Here is a 15870-nt window from a genome sequence, read left to right as displayed (position 1 = left end):
AGGAACAAACCGCGTGCGATTATTTGCCCAATTAAGCTGGTACTTTCGTCGGGAGTGGCAACGCTACCTCGGTGCAGTCGCCCTGCTTATTATCATTGCCATTTTGCAGCTGATCCCGCCGAAGGTGGTGGGCTACGTCGTGGATGGCGTCACTGAACAGCATTACACCACCGCACGGGTGTTGATGTGGGTCGGCACGCTGGTGCTGACGGCGGTCATTGTTTATCTCCTGCGCTACGTCTGGCGCGTGCTGCTGTTTGGTGCGTCCTATCAGCTGGCCGTTGAGCTGCGCGAAGATTTTTACCGCCAGCTGAGCCGACAGCATCCTGAGTTTTATCTCCGCCACCGCACCGGGGATCTTATCGCTCGCGCGACTAACGACGTCGATCGCGTGGTCTTTGCCGCCGGGGAAGGGGTGCTGACGCTGGTGGACTCGCTGGTGATGGGCTGCGCGGTGCTGATCGTCATGTCCACGCAGATCAGCTGGCAGTTGACCCTGCTTGCCCTGCTGCCGATGCCGCTGATGGCGCTGGCGATCAATCGCTACGGCGAACAGCTGCACGAGCGCTTCAAGCTGGCGCAGGCGGCGTTTTCATCTCTGAACGATCGCACCCAGGAGAGCATGACCAGCATCCGCATGATCAAAGCGTTTGGCCTGGAGGACAGGCAGTCCGCGCTGTTTGCCGCCGATGCGGCAGACACGGGGGCGAAAAACATGCGCGTAGCTCGCATTGACGCCCGATTTGATCCAACGATTTATATCGCAATCGGCATGGCAAACCTGCTTGCCATTGGCGGCGGGAGCTGGATGGTGGTGCAGGGCACGCTGACCCTGGGGCAATTAACCAGCTTTGCGATGTATCTGGGGCTAATGATCTGGCCGATGCTGGCGCTTGCCTGGATGTTTAACATTGTTGAGCGCGGCAGCGCCGCCTACAGCCGCATTCGCGCCATGCTGGCCGAAGCCCCGGTGGTCAATGACGGCAGCGAAGCGGTGCCGGAAGGGCGCGGCGTCATGAATGTCGACGTTCGTAAATTTGTATATCCGCAAACGGAACATCCGGTGCTGGAAAACGTTAGCTTTACGCTGCAGCCGGGCCAGATGCTGGGCATCTGCGGCCCAACGGGGTCCGGTAAAAGTACCGTTCTCTCTCTGCTGCAGCGCCACTTTGACGTCACCGAGGGCGATATTCGTTTCCATGATATCCCCCTGACGAACCTGCTGCTGGACGAGTGGCGTGGACGCCTGGCGGTCGTCAGCCAGACGCCGTTTTTATTTTCGGACACCGTGGCGAATAACATTGCTCTTGGTCATCCGTCGGCGACGCAGGAAGAGATCGAACACGTGGCGCGCTTAGCCAGCGTACATGACGATATTTTGCGCCTGCCGCAGGGCTATGAAACGGAAGTCGGGGAACGTGGCGTCATGCTCTCCGGCGGGCAAAAGCAGCGTATCTCCATTGCCCGCGCGCTGCTGCTGAATGCTGAAATCTTGATCCTGGACGATGCGCTTTCCGCCGTGGACGGTCGTACCGAGCATCAGATTCTGCATAACCTGCGCCAGTGGGGCGACGGCCGCACGGTGATTATTTGCGCCCACCGTTTGTCAGCGCTCACTGAAGCCAGCGAAATTCTGGTCTTACAGCACGGGCACATTGCCCAGCGTGGGCAGCATGAAGCCCTTGTCGAACAGCCGGGCTGGTATCGCGATATGTATCGCTATCAACAGCTTGAGGCGGCGCTGGACGATGCGCCGGAACAGGATGAGGAGGCCGCCAATGCGTAAGCTCGGAACGATGTGGCCGACGCTCAAACGTCTGCTGGCTTACGGCTCGCCGTGGCGTAAACCGCTCTCCGTGGCCGTGCTTTTACTCTGGATTGCGGCGATTGCTGAGGTGAGCGGCCCGCTGCTCATCAGCTATTTTATCGACAACATGGTCGCCAAAAGCTATCTCCCGCTGGGTCTGGTAGCGGGCTTAGGCGTGGCCTACGTTGGCCTGCAGCTGGCGGCGGCAGGGCTGCACTATGCTCAGTCGCTGCTGTTCAACCGTGCCGCCGTGGGCGTCGTTCAGCAGCTGCGCACGGATGTGATGGACGCGGCGCTGCGCCAGCCGCTCAGTGAGTTTGATATCCAGCCGGTCGGGCAGGTGATTTCGCGCGTGACCAACGATACCGAGGTGATCCGCGATCTGTACGTCACCGTGGTCGCGACGGTGTTACGCAGCGCGGCGCTGATTGGCGCGATGCTGGTGGCGATGTTCAGCCTCGACTGGCGCATGGCGCTGGTGGCGATTACCATCTTCCCGGCGGTGCTGATCGTGATGGTGATCTACCAGCGATACAGCACGCCGATTGTGCGCCGGGTTCGCGCCTATCTGGCCGACATCAACGATGGTTTCAACGAAGTGATTAACGGCATGAGCGTCATCCAGCAGTTCCGCCAGCAGGCCCGCTTTGGCGAGAGGATGGGGGAAGCCAGCCGTTCGCACTACATGGCGCGTATGCAGACGCTGCGCCTGGACGGTTTCCTGCTCCGTCCGCTGCTCAGCCTTTTCTCTGCGCTGGTGCTTTGCGGGCTGCTGATGCTCTTTGGGCTGAGCTCAAGCGGTACGATCGAAGTCGGCGTGCTGTACGCCTTTATTAGCTATCTCGGACGTCTTAACGAGCCGCTGATCGAGCTCACTACCCAGCAATCGATGCTGCAGCAGGCGGTCGTCGCCGGTGAGCGCGTGTTTGAGCTGATGGACAGACCGCGCCAGGCCTACGGCAATGATGAGCGACCTCTGCAAAGCGGGGATATTGCCTTTGATAACGTCTCGTTTGCCTATCGCGAAGACCGGCTGGTGTTGCAGGACATTACGTTGGATGTTCCGTCGCGCGGTTTTGTTGCGCTGGTAGGTCATACGGGCAGCGGCAAGAGCACGCTTGCCAGCCTGTTGATGGGCTACTACCCGGTCATGCAAGGCGAAATTCGCCTCGACGGACGCCCGCTCGCGTCTCTCAGCCACAACGTGTTGCGTAAAGGCGTCGCGATGGTGCAGCAGGATCCGGTCGTTCTGGCCGATACCTTCTACGCTAACGTGACCCTGGGGCGGGACTATACCCAGGAGCAGGTCTGGGACGTGCTGGAAAAAGTGCAGCTGGCAGAACTGGCGCGTGGGTTTAGCGATGGGATCAATACGAAGCTGGGCGAGCAGGGGAACAACCTCTCCGTGGGGCAAAAGCAGCTTCTCGCGCTGGCGCGGGTGCTGATCGAAACCCCGCAGGTGCTGATTCTGGATGAAGCGACGGCCAGCATTGACTCCGGCACTGAGCAGGCCATCCAGCAGGCGCTGGCCGCCGTGCGCGATCATACGACTCTGGTGGTGATTGCCCACCGCCTTTCCACCATTGTCGATGCCGATACCATTCTGGTGCTGCACCGGGGACAAGCCGTGGAACGCGGCACGCACCGTGAACTGCTGGAAGCTAAAGGACGCTACTGGCAGATGTACCAGCTTCAGCTTGCGGGCGAAGAGCTGGCCGCCAGCGTGCGTGAGGAAGAGTCGCTCAGCGCCTGATGCACCAAAACAAAGCAACGCGCTAACAGTCATTCCTGTTGGTGCAATACTGAAACGCACCGTGCACCGACATGGTGCGTTTTTTTTCGCCGGTTCGTTAATGAAGACGGCGTAACGCTCGTCGCACCGCTTTTCCCCCTCGTTTTCATTTCTGGCACACCCCTTGCAATACCTTCTGCGTGAGCTGCGGCCATTACCGAATTCTGACTGGAGGGGATCTATGAAGCTGGTTACGGTGGTAATCAAACCATTCAAACTCGAAGACGTGCGTGAAGCGTTGTCTTCAATGGGTATTCAGGGACTGACTGTCACCGAAGTGAAAGGCTTTGGTCGTCAGAAGGGTCATGCCGAGCTTTACCGCGGGGCGGAATACAGCGTTAACTTTCTGCCAAAAGTAAAAATTGATGTCGCGATTGCTGACGATCAGCTTGATGAAGTGATTGATGTGATTAGCAAAGCGGCCTACACCGGCAAAATTGGCGACGGCAAAATTTTCGTTGCCGAACTGCAGCGCGTCATTCGCATTCGTACCGGCGAATCTGACGAAGCGGCACTGTAAATAACGCCTGGCACACAGTGATAGGGATCGAGAAAATGAAGATAGCAACACTTAAAACGGGTCTGGGTTCGCTGGCACTGCTGCCGGGCCTGGCGCTGGCTGCCCCTGCCGTGGCTGACAAGGCCGATAACGCCTTTATGATGATCAGCACCGCGCTGGTACTGTTCATGTCTATCCCGGGCATTGCGCTGTTCTACGGCGGCCTGATCCGCGGCAAAAACGTTCTCTCCATGCTGACGCAGGTTGCCGTGACGTTCGCGCTGGTCTGCGTGCTGTGGGTGGTTTACGGCTACTCGCTGGCCTTCGGCACCGGCAACGCCTTCTTTGGTAACTTCGACTGGGTGATGCTGAAAAATATTGAGTTGACCGCGCTGATGGGCAGTTTCTATCAGTATATTCACGTTGCGTTCCAGGGCTCGTTCGCCTGCATTACCGTCGGGCTGATCGTTGGCGCGCTGGCGGAGCGCATTCGTTTCTCTGCCGTCCTGATCTTTGTGGTGGTCTGGCTGACCCTCTCCTATGTGCCGATTGCGCACATGGTCTGGGGCGGTGGTCTGCTGGCAACGCACGGCGCGCTGGACTTCGCGGGCGGTACCGTTGTTCACATCAACGCCGCGGTAGCGGGTCTGGTGGGGGCGTACCTGATTGGCAAACGCGTGGGCTTCGGTAAAGAGGCGTTCAAACCGCACAATCTGCCGATGGTGTTTACCGGTACGGCTATCCTTTACTTTGGTTGGTTTGGCTTCAACGCCGGTTCCGCCAGTGCAGCAAACGAAATCGCCGCGCTGGCCTTCGTGAACACCGTTGTGGCCACGGCGGGTGCGATTCTCTCCTGGGTATTCGGCGAGTGGGCGGTACGCGGTAAACCTTCCCTGCTGGGTGCCTGTTCAGGTGCGATTGCCGGTCTGGTTGGTATCACCCCTGCGTGTGGTTATGTCGGCGTAGGCGGTGCGCTGCTGGTGGGTCTGGTCGCGGGCCTTGCGGGTCTGTGGGGCGTCACCGCACTGAAACGTGTGCTGCGCGTTGACGACCCATGCGATGTGTTTGGCGTGCACGGCGTGTGCGGCATCGTCGGCTGTATCATGACCGGTATCTTTGCCGCGAAATCGCTCGGTGGCGTGGGCTACGCTGAAGGCGTGACGATGGTTCATCAGGTGCTGGTGCAGCTGGAAAGTATTGCTATCACCGTGGTGTGGTCTGCCGTTGTCGCTTTCATCGGCTATAAGCTGGCGGATATGACGGTTGGTCTGCGCGTACCAGAAGAGCAGGAGCGCGAAGGTCTGGACGTCAACAGCCACGGCGAGAATGCGTATAACGCCTGATAAACAGAAAAACGGTAACCTTTGGTTACCGTTTTTAGTGTGTATTCCCTCTCCCTGTGGGAGAGGGGCAGGGTGAGGGCATCAGGCCGCACAACATCAACCGCGATTACGCATTACCCCTTCCTGCACCGTAGAAGCGACCAGCACGCCGTCCTGAGTATAAAACTCTCCACGCACAAACCCGCGAGCGCTCGATGCTGAGGTACTCTCCACGCTGTAAAGCAGCCACTCGTTCATATTGAACGGACGGTGGAACCACATGGAGTGATCGATGGTCGCGACCTGCATCCCTTTTTCAAGGAAGCCAACGCCGTGCGGCTGTAGCGCAACCGGCAGGAAGTTGAAGTCTGACGCGTAGCCCAGCAGATACTGATGCACGCGGAAATCTTCCGGCACGGTGCCGTTGGCGCGGATCCAGACCTGGCGTTTCGGCTCGGCGGTATGGCCTTTCATTGGGTTATGGAACTCAACCGGGCGGATCTCCAGCGGCTTATCGCAGAGAAACTTCTCTTTGACCTGCGGCGGAAGCAGATGCGCCAGCGCGCGGGCGATATCGGTCTCTGACTTAAGTTCGTCAGGCGACGGTGCTGGCGGCATCACTTTCTGATGCTCATACCCCGGCTCCGGTGCCTGGAAAGAGGCGGTCATATAAAAGATCGGCTTACCGTTCTGAACGGCCGCTACGCGGCGTGCGCTGAAGCTGTTGCCGTCTCGCAGAACTTCAACGTCATACACGATCGGTTTAGCGCTGTCGCCAGGGCGTAAGAAATAGCTGTGGAATGAGTGCACCAGACGGTCTGCCGGGACAGTCTCCTTTGCAGCGTACAATGCTTGTCCGACGACTTGCCCGCCGAACACTTGACGTAAGCCCAGGTCTTCGCTCTGTCCGCGAAAGAGTCCTTCCTCAATTTTTTCCAGATTCAGTAATGTCAGCAGATTGTTCAGTGCCTGACTCATAGTTGTCCTCAGTAAACGCCGTAGCGAAAGATAGGCAGAGTATAACGCAGAAATGAAAGTGGTCCGATGGGTAGAATAATCTGAATGTCGGTACGTTTTTAGGCATTAATCGGTGATCTGTGCCACACTTAAATACGTTATGTGATTGAAACGACATCGGATGGGATCGATCCCGCTGGTGCATTGATGATAAGGAGACTTCAATGAAACTCGTGCCCATGCTAAGTGGTGTAGCTATTGCGGTGGCGTTGTCCGCCTGTGCCGGTAAGAGCGCCCAGGTGCCGGTGCCAGCTGCAGATCCGAACGGGATTAATACCCTTTCACAGCAATCCATTCAGCAGCCTAACGTTTCCGGTACAATCTGGATTAAACAGAGAGTCGCGCTGCCGCCGGATGCGGTATTAACGGTAACGCTGTCTGATGCTTCCCTGGCCGACGCACCGTCGAAAGTTCTGGCCCAGCGTGCGGTCCGTACTGAAGGTAAGCAGGCTCCGTTTAGCTTCGTGTTGCCGTATAACCCGTCAGACGTGCAGCCGAATGCCCGTATCCTGCTGAGCGCAGCGGTAACCATCAACGGCAAGCTTGTCTTTATCACCGATACGGTTCAGGAAGCGATTAATCACGGTGGAACCAAAATTGACCTGAATCTGGTACCGGTTCAGCAAACCGAAGTCCCGGTTGCTCCACAGACCAATCAGCCGTCCCTGCCAACCCCACCGACTCAGATGTAATCGTTGCTATTACCCTCTCCTTCGGGGGAGGGTTTAGTACACCCAGCGGTACTTCTGTAGATCAATCTGTCCTGCTCCTGACACCTGCACACCCTCTGAAAGTAATGCCTGACGCTGACGCTGGAGATCCGGCCCGGTTAACGAGATGGCGCCATGACGGTTCACCACCCTGTGCCAGGGCAGCGTACTCCCTTCCGGCAGCCGCTTCAGAAGGCCTCCAACCTGTCGCGCCGCGCGGGGAGAACCGGCCAGCCGTGCGACATCACCGTAAGTGGTGACGTAGCCTTCCGGAATCGAGGCCACGATTTGCCATACGCGCTGTGGAAAGGAGTCGTGTTCGTCCATACCTTCACCTGTAGGGTTGTCTGGACCGTCATGGTAAACGAAGATCGTCGTGTTTGCTGCGTCTGTTTGCGCAAGAAACCAGCATCCGGTTTGTGGTCGCTTGCAATTGAGGCTTTGCGCAGGGATAATGCGCCAGCGCGTTGGTTATCAACGCTCTCAATGGGGGCTCTGTTGGTTCTCCCGCAACGCTACTCTGTTCACCAGGTCAGGTCCGGAAGGAAGCAGCCAGGGCAGACGACGTGGGTGCCGGGATGTAGCTGGCAGGGCCCCCACCCATTTGTGGCCTCATCCGATCTTTCCTGTTTCCGTCTCTTTTTAGCCTTTATTCCACAAAAATATAATGCCTATACCATGTAATATATATTTCATTGCTTTGAAATATTATTGTCATAAACCTGTAATAATAGACTGGCATTTTATAATTGGACGTCTATTTTTCGTCAAAACTAAAAAAAATATAGAACTGGATAACAGTGATAACTTCGTGTATTAAATAAAGTACTTATTCCGAAGGGAAGTGACAAACATGGCTACTGCAGTTTTAAATGTTAAAATTGACGAAGCGCTAAAAGAAAGACTCCGCCACTATGCGGAAGTAAATAACGAGAATTTAAGCGTGACCACAGAGAAACTGCTGCTGCTGGCGTTTGAAGCAGTAGAAGAGGCGGGAGTATCGGAAGAGGATATTGATAATCAGCATACGGAAGAAGAGAGTGTTTCTCCTTTTACTCCTAAAGAAATCAAGGCCCTACGTAAACTTCTGAAGAAGAGAAAATGAAACAACAACTGTCAACTGCCAGTGACTACAACGAGGCCTGCGATCTGTTGCGTTCAGGCTACGTGAAGCATGTACGTCTTGGCTGGAATGTTGGAAGCGATGAGTTCTTTCGTATTGCGTCTGACTGGTGTGATACCGGTGCAAAAATAAAGAAAGACGGTGATAACTTCGTTATTTCATTGAAAGGCTTCCCGATTCCTCCTCAACACTAAATCACTGACCAGTGAAAACTGCTGACTGCATATATTACAGTCAGCAGTTTTTATTTTATGACCCAGTTCAAAATTTGAATATTAAACCAGGCTGCGTTTGACTGCTGGCGTATTTGAATTTAGCGCGATCCATAATGGTTTAATCCGCAGTAACGCCGCTTCCAGCTCCGCTGGCTCCAGCGAAAAGGGCATACGTAAAAAGCGATCAAACGCCCCCGATAAGCCAAACCGCGTCCCGGTTCCCAGGTTAATCCCGATGATTTCTGCCCGTGCGGCAAGCTGTGTCCCCATCATGCCTGGAAGCTCAATCCAGTAAGAGAGCCCGCCTTCCGCCTCATGGAACTTCCACTCCGGGAAATGTTCTCGCAGCAGGTCACTGCAGCGATCGCGGCGTTCCGCCAGCATCTTGCGGCGAGCGGGAAGAAAACGTTCGCTGTTGTCGATAAGCCACAGCGTCGCCAACTGCTCCAGCAGCGGCGAGCCTAGATCCAGCGTATCGCGTGTCTGGGTAAGGGTGGCGATGGTGCGCGAGGAGGCGCGGATCCAGCCAAGACGCAGACCGCCCCAGAAGCTTTTTCCGGTAGAGCCTAACGTAATTACGTTGGCCTGCGGGTTAAACGATGCCAGCGGTGGTGGCGGAGGCGAATCAAACCAGAGATCGACCATCGTTTCATCGACGACCAGCGCCGTGCGGGTTTGGGCAGCAATATCGGCGATAGCCTGACGGGTGGCGATATCCATACATCGCCCGGTTGGGTTGTGAAAATCTGGCATCAGATAGGCCAGGCGTGGCGCCGTCTGGGCAAGCGTTGCGGCAAAGCCATTCGTATCCCAGCCGGTTTCCGGCAGCGACACCCCGACAGGCCGACACTGCGCCCCCTGAATGGCGGCAATCGCCAGCGGATAGGTGGGATGATCGACCACGACGCGGTCCCCCGGCCCGGTCATCATCCGCAGCACCAGCGCAAACCCGCTGACGGCACCGTTGACCACCATCACCTCGTCTGCGCGGGTAGGCAGACCCCGCGCGGTATAGCGTGCAGCAATCGCCTCACGCAGGGCAGGAAGCCCAAGCTGATCGTAGCCCGTCAGCGAGAGGTGCTGGGTAATGGCCGTGATCGCATGGGTGTAAGCCTGGTGGATCTCCGGCCCGGCATTGAGGGCGGCAGTGGAGAGATCCAGGGCGGCGCTCGCCGCTGAAAGGGTGGGAACGGCGCGCGCATCAGGGAGTATGACGCGCGACCCGCTGCCGTGGCGGCTTTCGAGGTATCCCTCCTCACGCAGGTGGGTGAGGGCGCTGCTGACGGTGGTTCTGCTCACGTCCAGCGCCGCGGCCAGTTCCCGTTCGCCCGGTAGCCGCGTATGCAGCGCCAGCCGGCCATCAAGGATTAACAGGCGCAGCGCGTCAGCCAGCTGGCGCCAGAGCGGTGTGCGGGATGAGGTTTGCTGCCAGTGCCCTAAAAGGCGCACCAAAGACTGGCTTCCGAAGCGGCGTGATGACATATGCAGTCCACTATTTAAAAACTGGACATTAATCTTAGTGCCATTTTGGGTCAGGATGAAAGTCGGGTTCACTGGAGAAGATAAAAAATGGTACGTCGTCTGCTACAACTTTATGTCGGTTTAGGGCTGTATGGGCTTTCAACCGCGATGTTTATTCGCGCCGATCTGGGGGTCGATCCGTGGGATGTGTTTCATCTTGGCGTGGGAATTCAGCTGGGTATGAGCATCGGGACGGTGATCATTTTGACCGGTGCTGCGGTGCTGCTGCTGTGGATCCCACTGCGTCAGATGCCCGGTCTTGGCACGATCAGCAACGTAATTTGTATTGGTCTGGCGGCGGACGCCAGCATGGCGCTGCTCCCCGAACTGAGTTCGTTACCCGTGCGCATCGCTTTCCTCGTGTCTGGCATCGTGATGAATGCGATTGCCACCAGCATGTACATCGGCGCCGGTTTTGGGCCTGGCCCGCGCGACGGCCTGATGACCGGCATTCATGCCCGGCTGGGGTGGTCCATTCGCAGCGTGCGTACCTCCATCGAAGTGTCCGTCCTGCTGATTGGGTGCGTGCTGGGGGGCTCGTTTGGGGTGGGGACCGTAGTGTACGCTCTGAGCATTGGCCCGCTTATTCAGCTCTGTTTGCCCTGGTTCCGCCAGAAGCCGCGCGGTGAGAAAATACCGCAGCCGGAGCGGGTTGTTTAATTTGCGAAGCGCTCACATGCTTTAACGGCATTGCTGTGCCAGAATAGACGCTTCGAAAATAGCGATGCCGGAACGCATGAAAGCAATCACTCTCTATGATGTTGCCCTCCTTGCGGGGGTTTCTTATCAGACCGTTTCCCGCGTGATTAACGACGCGGAGCACGTCTCTGCCCGCACGCGGGAAAAGGTGCAGCAGGCGATGGCGGAGCTGCATTACGTCCCCAACCTGCGGGCGCAGCAGCTGGCGGGTAAACGCACCCGTACGCTGGGCCTCATCACCACCGATCTGGCGCTGCATGCGCCCTCGCAAATTGTGTCGGCGGTAAAATCTCGGGCTGCAGAGCAGGGGGCGAGCGTCCTGATTTCCATGGTGGAACAGCCGCATCAGTGCCAGGCCGCGCTTCAGGCGCTGCTGGCGCAGCGGGTAGACGCGCTGCTGGTAAATGTGCCGCTTGACGATCCGCTCGCCGAAGAGCTCATGGCGCTGGCGACGCCTGTCCCGGTGCTGTTCCTCGACGTGTCGCCGTCAGCACAGGTAAATAGCCTCGTGTTTAACGCCGGGGAAGGGGCGCGCCTGGGCGTTGAACATCTGCTTTCGCTGGGGCATCGGCATATTGCCCTGCTGAGCGGGCCGGAAAGCTCGGTTTCCGCGCGCGCGCGTCTGGCGGGGTGGAAAGCAACGCTGGCACAGGCGGGTCTTGACGCGGTTGCGGTGGCTTACGGAGACTGGAGTGCGGCCAGCGGCTATGAGAAGGGACACGTGCTGCTCTCGGGGGCGGTATTACCGGATGCTATTCTGGTGGCGAACGATCAGATGGCGCTTGGGGTGATGCGCGCCTGTGCGGAAAAAGGGATCGCTGTTCCCGGTCAGATATCGGTGGTCGGGTTTGACGATACGGCCGACAGCGCCTGGTTTTCCCCACCGCTGACGACCATTCGTCAGGCGTTTCGCGAGGCGGGCGAGCGCAGTGTGGAGTGGCTGCTGGACCCCTCCGGGGACGAGGAATGCTGGCAGGTTCAGTTGCCGGTGACGCTGGTGACCCGCCACTCCTGCGCGCGCCGCACCCCGAAGCAGGCCGAACGAGAGGATCTGGCGCAGCAGCTCAGAAGCCTGGCACTCCTTGCCGAGCAGCTTGCCCGCAAATAAAACTTTGTGATCGGACTCGCTACCCCGCGATTCAACGCTTTACCGTCGCCGGGCGCCAGGGCATGTTAACCAAAATTGTGAGCGCTTCGCAAAGAGGTTAATATGCCCAACACTTTATCGCTGACTCTCAGCGCCATTCTGGCCCGACGGGACTGGGAAAACCCGGGCGTCACCCAGTGGAACCGTCTGGAGGCACATGCGCCGTTACACAGCTGGCGTCTTGAACAGCCTGCCCGGGATGATACTGCATCCGCCAGCAGGCGCTCCCTCAATGGGGTGTGGCGATTTAACTACTTTACTGCACCCGAGCAAATCCCGGAGGCATGGATAACCGAAGATTGCGCAGACGCCGTTGCGATGCCCGTGCCGTCGAACTGGCAGATGCAGGGGTTTGATACGCCAATCTACACCAACGTCACCTATCCCATCCCCGTTAATCCCCCTTTTGTGCCGCAAGAAAACCCAACTGGTTGTTACTCGCTCACATTCAATGTGGATGACGCGTGGCTTCAGAGCGGGCAGACCCGCATCATCTTTGACGGCGTGAACTCGGCGTTTCATCTGTGGTGCAACGGGCGGTGGATGGGCTATTCCCAGGACAGTAGGCTGCCTGCCGAATTCGATCTCTCAGCGGTCCTGCGGCCCGGTGAGAACCGCCTGGCGGTCATGGTGTTACGCTGGTGCGACGGCAGCTATCTGGAAGATCAGGACATGTGGCGCATGAGCGGCATTTTCCGCGACGTGACGCTGCTGCATAAACCCGAAACGCAGATTGCTGATTATCACGTGGTGACGGATCTGAATGCAGAGCTGGACCGCGCGGTGCTGAAGGCTGAAGTCGCGCTGGCAGGGACTGGCTTTGCAGACTGCGAGGTGATCTTTACCCTGTGGCGCAAGGGTGAAAAATGCGCCAGCGTTTCCCGGTGTCCGGGGTCTGACATTGTGGACGAGCGCGGCAGCTGGGCCGAGCGCTTAACGGTGGCGATCCCCGTCGACCACCCCGCGCTCTGGAGCGCTGAAACGCCGGAACTGTATCGTCTGACGATAGCGCTCCTTAATCCGCGGGGTGAGGTGCTGGAGGTTGAGGCCTGCGATGTGGGCTTCCGCCGCGTTGACATCAGCAATGGCCTGCTGAAGCTTAACGGTAAACCGCTGCTGATCCGCGGGGTTAACCGGCACGAGCATCACCCGGAAAACGGTCAGGTGATGGACGAAGCGACCATGCGTCGTGATATCGAAATCATGAAGCAGCACAACTTCAATGCCGTGCGCTGCTCCCACTATCCGAACCATCCCCTGTGGTACCGGCTTTGCGATCGCTACGGGCTGTACGTCGTTGACGAAGCCAATATCGAAACGCACGGCATGGTGCCGATGAGCCGCCTGGCTGACGATCCGCGCTGGCTGCCCGCCATGAGCGAGCGCGTTACCCGCATGGTGCAGCGCGATCGTAATCACCCCTCAATTATCATCTGGTCCCTGGGCAACGAGTCCGGCCACGGCGCGAATCACGATGCGCTGTACCGCTGGCTGAAAGCCACCGATCCAACGCGGCCTGTGCAGTACGAAGGCGGTGGGGCCAATACGGCGGCGACCGACATTGTCTGCCCGATGTACGCTCGGGTCGATTGGGATCAGCCCTTCCCGGCGGTGCCTAAATGGTCAATCAAGAAATGGATCGGCATGCCGGACGAGACACGTCCGCTGATCCTCTGTGAATACGCCCACGCGATGGGAAACAGCTTTGGTGGGTTCGCGAAATACTGGCAGGCGTTTCGCAGCCATCCTCGCCTGCAGGGTGGGTTTGTCTGGGACTGGGTCGATCAGGCCCTGACGAAGCAAGACGAAGAGGGCAACGCGTTCTGGGCGTACGGCGGAGACTTTGGCGATCAGCCGAACGATCGACAGTTCTGCCTCAATGGGCTGGTATTCCCCGATCGCACGCCGCACCCGGCGCTGTACGAGGCGCAGCGCGCCCAGCAGTTCTTTACCTTTACGCTGGTCAGCACCTCTCCGCTGGCGATCGAGGTGCAAAGCGGCTATCTGTTCCGTCACAGCGATAACGAAGTGCTGAGGTGGACGGTTGCCCGGGACGGGGACGTGCTCGCTGCGGACGAGGTGACGCTGGCGATGGCGCCGGAAGGTATCCAGCGTCTGGAGTTCGACCTGCCGGAGCTGAAGGACGAGCCGGGTGAAATCTGGCTGAACGTTGAGATTCGCCAGCCGCGGGCAACGCCGTGGTCACCGGCAGGCCATCGATGCGCGTGGGAGCAGTGGCCGCTTCCGGCTCCACTCTTTATTGCTCCGCCAGCTCCGGCGGGCGAGCCGCCGGTGTTAACGCAAAGCGATCGCATCCTGGAGATCACGCATCGTCAACAGCGCTGGCAGTTCGATCGCGCCTCCGGATACCTGACTCAATGGTGGCGAAATGGCGTTGAAACGCTGCTTTCCCCCGTGTCGGATAACGTCTGCCGCGCGCCGCTGGACAACGACATTGGCGTGAGCGAAGCGACGCGCATCGATCCGAACGCGTGGGTGGAACGCTGGAAAGCGGCGGGCATGTACAATCTCACATCGCGCGTTCTGCACTGTGAGGCAGAGCAGCACGCAGGCGAAGTGGTGGTGAGAACTCAGCATGTCCTGGAGCATCGCGGCAAGGCGCTGTTCCTGAGCCGTAAAATCTGGCGGGTGGACGAGCAGGGGATTCTGCATGGCGATATTCAGGTCGATATGGCGTCTGATATACCTGAACCTGCGCGCATTGGCCTGAGCGTTCATCTCGCTGAAGCGCCGGAAAAGGTTGACTGGCTGGGGCTGGGGCCGCATGAAAACTACCCGGACAGAAAGCTGGCGGCGCAGCAGGGGCGCTGGGTATTGCCCCTGGAGGCCATGCACACGCCGTATATCTTCCCGACGGAAAACGGTTTGCGCTGCGATACCCGGAAGCTTCTGCTGGGACCGCACCAGCTGAACGGCCGGTTCCATTTCTCGGTGAGCCGCTACGGCCAGCAGCAGCTTCGTGAGACAACCCATCATCATCTGCTGCGGGAAGAGCCAGGGTGCTGGCTCAACCTCGATGCGTTCCATATGGGCGTGGGCGGCGATGACTCCTGGAGCCCCAGCGTTTCGCCGGAATTCATCCTGCAGACGCGCCAGCTTCGTTATACCTTTAGCTGGCAGCAGAACCCTTAACTGACCATTCAGATGCGGTCACATGGCGTGGCCGCAGGCTTACGCCAGAATGCCGCTCAGGCCATGCAGGCTCATGTAAATCCCTACCACGATAATTAGCGCCGCGGAGATCCACGGCGCTTTGCGGGAAAGTTCGCTAAATCCGGGCCAGCGTTTTGTCGCGTGCTTAAGACTTAAGGCGGCAATCGCGCCGGAAGCGACCAGCGTTAACGCCAGACCGATACTGAAGCTGAATACCAGCGTCGCGCCGAGCGCAAAATGCTTCAACTGCAGGCAGATTAGCAGAACGGTGATGGATGCCGGGCAGGGGATAAGCCCGCCGGTCAGGCCAAACATCGCGATCTGTCCCGTCGTCACGTTTTGCCCGTTAAAACGTCGATTAATATCCTGCGCGTGCGCGCGCTGGTGGGCGTCCTGCCACTCCTCTTCAACCAGCGGCTGTGCATGGTGATGGTGATGATCATGATGGTGGTCATGATCGTGATGGTGGTCATGATCGTGATGATGATCGTGCGGCTGGCTCTCTTTCCAGGTTCGCCACGCCATCCACAGGGCGATCGCAACGATCAACACCCCGGAGATCAGCTGGAACCAGGGTTCGGACGTATGTGCGTCCCAGCCGCGGCCAAACCATAATCCCGCCATGGCAATGATCCAGACCACCGCCGTATGGGAAAGCGTTGCCGCCAGACCGAGCAGCACCGCCTGCTTCAGCGTGCCGCGGATAGCCACGATAAAGGCAGCCATCATTGTTTTTGAGTGGCCCGGCTCCAGGCCATGCAGCGCACCGAGCAGGATAGCGCTGGGAACAAACAGCCAGGCATTACCCTGCTGCAGGAGTGAAGCAAAATCGTTCATTGAAATT

13 protein-coding genes, 1 other RNA gene and 1 pseudogene are annotated in these 15870 nt (G+C 58.3%); 11 read left to right on the top strand and 4 right to left on the bottom strand.

Annotation, left to right across the window (positions count from 1 at the left end; genetic code table 11):
* Positions 1-13: 13 nt before the first annotated feature.
* From URZ40_RS01890 to amtB, 4 genes are all read left to right on the top strand, one after another.
* A complete protein-coding gene (locus tag URZ40_RS01890; protein ID WP_316380340.1) occupies positions 14-1786 on the top strand; it encodes a SmdA family multidrug ABC transporter permease/ATP-binding protein in 1773 nt (590 codons plus the stop codon).
* Positions 1779-3560 carry a SmdB family multidrug efflux ABC transporter permease/ATP-binding protein gene (locus tag URZ40_RS01885; protein WP_316380341.1) on the top strand — a complete coding sequence of 594 codons (1782 nt, stop codon included), beginning with the start codon at positions 1779-1781 and terminating at the stop codon, positions 3558-3560. Before URZ40_RS01890 ends, URZ40_RS01885 begins: the two co-directional genes overlap by 8 nt.
* 220 nt (positions 3561-3780) lie before the next feature.
* Complete coding sequence (gene glnK, locus URZ40_RS01880; protein ID WP_008503304.1) at positions 3781-4119, top strand: P-II family nitrogen regulator; 339 nt, start codon at positions 3781-3783, stop codon at positions 4117-4119.
* 35 nt (positions 4120-4154) lie between these two features.
* Positions 4155-5441, top strand: a complete 1287-nt coding sequence (amtB, locus tag URZ40_RS01875) for an ammonium transporter AmtB (RefSeq protein ID WP_014882787.1) — start codon at positions 4155-4157, stop codon at positions 5439-5441.
* Positions 5442-5537: 96 nt separating this feature from the next.
* On the opposite strand, the gene tesB is transcribed toward amtB, so the two are convergent.
* Positions 5538-6398 (bottom strand): acyl-CoA thioesterase II, encoded by an 861-nt coding sequence (gene tesB / locus URZ40_RS01870; protein ID WP_116341587.1) that lies wholly within the window; start codon positions 6396-6398, stop codon positions 5538-5540.
* Between the two features lie 203 nt (positions 6399-6601).
* Between tesB and URZ40_RS01865 the strand changes: the two genes are divergently transcribed.
* Positions 6602-7129 (top strand): YbaY family lipoprotein, encoded by a 528-nt coding sequence (locus URZ40_RS01865; protein ID WP_028012173.1) that lies wholly within the window; start codon positions 6602-6604, stop codon positions 7127-7129.
* A 33-nt stretch (positions 7130-7162) separates the two neighbouring features.
* On the opposite strand, the pseudogene URZ40_RS01860 reads toward URZ40_RS01865, so the two are convergent.
* A pseudogene (locus URZ40_RS01860) lies at positions 7163-7559 on the bottom strand (MGMT family protein).
* An 84-nt stretch (positions 7560-7643) separates the two neighbouring features.
* Here URZ40_RS01860 and ffs point away from each other — a divergent pair.
* The 3 genes from ffs (at position 7644) to URZ40_RS01845 (ending at position 8464) form a co-directional block, all read left to right on the top strand.
* Positions 7644-7740: signal recognition particle sRNA small type (ffs, locus tag URZ40_RS01855), an RNA gene on the top strand.
* A gap of 260 nt (positions 7741-8000) precedes the next feature.
* Complete coding sequence (locus URZ40_RS01850; protein WP_006176926.1) at positions 8001-8252, top strand: hypothetical protein; 252 nt, start codon at positions 8001-8003, stop codon at positions 8250-8252.
* The gene (locus tag URZ40_RS01845) at positions 8249-8464 is read left to right on the top strand and encodes a hypothetical protein (protein WP_023310588.1); all 216 of its coding nucleotides are present in this window, start codon (positions 8249-8251) and stop codon (positions 8462-8464) included. Before URZ40_RS01850 ends, URZ40_RS01845 begins: the two co-directional genes overlap by 4 nt.
* Positions 8465-8545: 81 nt before the next feature.
* Here URZ40_RS01845 and URZ40_RS01840 read toward each other — a convergent pair whose 3' ends face one another.
* On the bottom strand, positions 8546-9967 hold the full coding sequence (locus URZ40_RS01840) for a PLP-dependent aminotransferase family protein (protein ID WP_320719682.1): 1422 nt from the start codon (positions 9965-9967) through the stop codon (positions 8546-8548).
* A gap of 87 nt (positions 9968-10054) precedes the next feature.
* Here URZ40_RS01840 and URZ40_RS01835 point away from each other — a divergent pair, with 87 nt between their 5' ends.
* The 3 genes from URZ40_RS01835 to URZ40_RS01825 all read left to right on the top strand — a co-directional run bounded on the left by URZ40_RS01835 (position 10055) and on the right by URZ40_RS01825 (position 15005).
* The gene (locus URZ40_RS01835; RefSeq protein WP_192983420.1) at positions 10055-10666 is read left to right on the top strand and encodes a YitT family protein; all 612 of its coding nucleotides are present in this window, start codon (positions 10055-10057) and stop codon (positions 10664-10666) included.
* Between the two features lie 76 nt (positions 10667-10742).
* Complete coding sequence (locus tag URZ40_RS01830) at positions 10743-11813, top strand: LacI family DNA-binding transcriptional regulator (RefSeq protein ID WP_116341582.1); 1071 nt, start codon at positions 10743-10745, stop codon at positions 11811-11813.
* A gap of 102 nt (positions 11814-11915) precedes the next feature.
* A complete protein-coding gene (locus URZ40_RS01825; RefSeq protein ID WP_320719681.1) occupies positions 11916-15005 on the top strand; it encodes a beta-galactosidase in 3090 nt (1029 codons plus the stop codon).
* 39 nt (positions 15006-15044) lie between these two features.
* Here the strand turns inward: URZ40_RS01825 and URZ40_RS01820 are convergent, their stop codons facing one another.
* Positions 15045-15863, bottom strand: coding sequence for a nickel/cobalt efflux protein RcnA (locus tag URZ40_RS01820; RefSeq protein ID WP_316380344.1), 819 nt, complete (start codon positions 15861-15863; stop codon positions 15045-15047).
* Between the last annotated feature and the right edge of the window lie 7 nt (positions 15864-15870).

This window comes from Enterobacter sp. 296B2 (assembly GCF_034106185.1).
In the GTDB taxonomy this organism is placed as follows: Bacteria; Pseudomonadota; Gammaproteobacteria; order Enterobacterales; family Enterobacteriaceae; genus Enterobacter; species Enterobacter cloacae_N.
This window is presented reverse-complemented; position numbering and strand designations above follow the sequence as displayed.

Excerpts from the sequence above, each read along its gene's own strand:
- URZ40_RS01885 (WP_316380341.1), top strand. The coding sequence starts at position 1,779 with ATGCGTAAGCTCGGAACGATGTGGCCGACGCTCAAACGTCTGCTGGCT.
- glnK (WP_008503304.1), top strand. The coding sequence starts at position 3,781 with ATGAAGCTGGTTACGGTGGTAATCAAACCATTCAAACTCGAAGACGTG.
- amtB (WP_014882787.1), top strand. The coding sequence starts at position 4,155 with ATGAAGATAGCAACACTTAAAACGGGTCTGGGTTCGCTGGCACTGCTG.
- tesB (WP_116341587.1), bottom strand. The coding sequence starts at position 6,398 with ATGAGTCAGGCACTGAACAATCTGCTGACATTACTGAATCTGGAAAAA.
- URZ40_RS01865 (WP_028012173.1), top strand. The coding sequence starts at position 6,602 with ATGAAACTCGTGCCCATGCTAAGTGGTGTAGCTATTGCGGTGGCGTTG.
- URZ40_RS01850 (WP_006176926.1), top strand. The coding sequence starts at position 8,001 with ATGGCTACTGCAGTTTTAAATGTTAAAATTGACGAAGCGCTAAAAGAA.
- URZ40_RS01845 (WP_023310588.1), top strand. The coding sequence starts at position 8,249 with ATGAAACAACAACTGTCAACTGCCAGTGACTACAACGAGGCCTGCGAT.
- URZ40_RS01840 (WP_320719682.1), bottom strand. The coding sequence starts at position 9,967 with ATGTCATCACGCCGCTTCGGAAGCCAGTCTTTGGTGCGCCTTTTAGGG.
- URZ40_RS01835 (WP_192983420.1), top strand. The coding sequence starts at position 10,055 with ATGGTACGTCGTCTGCTACAACTTTATGTCGGTTTAGGGCTGTATGGG.
- URZ40_RS01830 (WP_116341582.1), top strand. The coding sequence starts at position 10,743 with ATGAAAGCAATCACTCTCTATGATGTTGCCCTCCTTGCGGGGGTTTCT.
- URZ40_RS01825 (WP_320719681.1), top strand. The coding sequence starts at position 11,916 with ATGCCCAACACTTTATCGCTGACTCTCAGCGCCATTCTGGCCCGACGG.
- URZ40_RS01820 (WP_316380344.1), bottom strand. The coding sequence starts at position 15,863 with ATGAACGATTTTGCTTCACTCCTGCAGCAGGGTAATGCCTGGCTGTTT.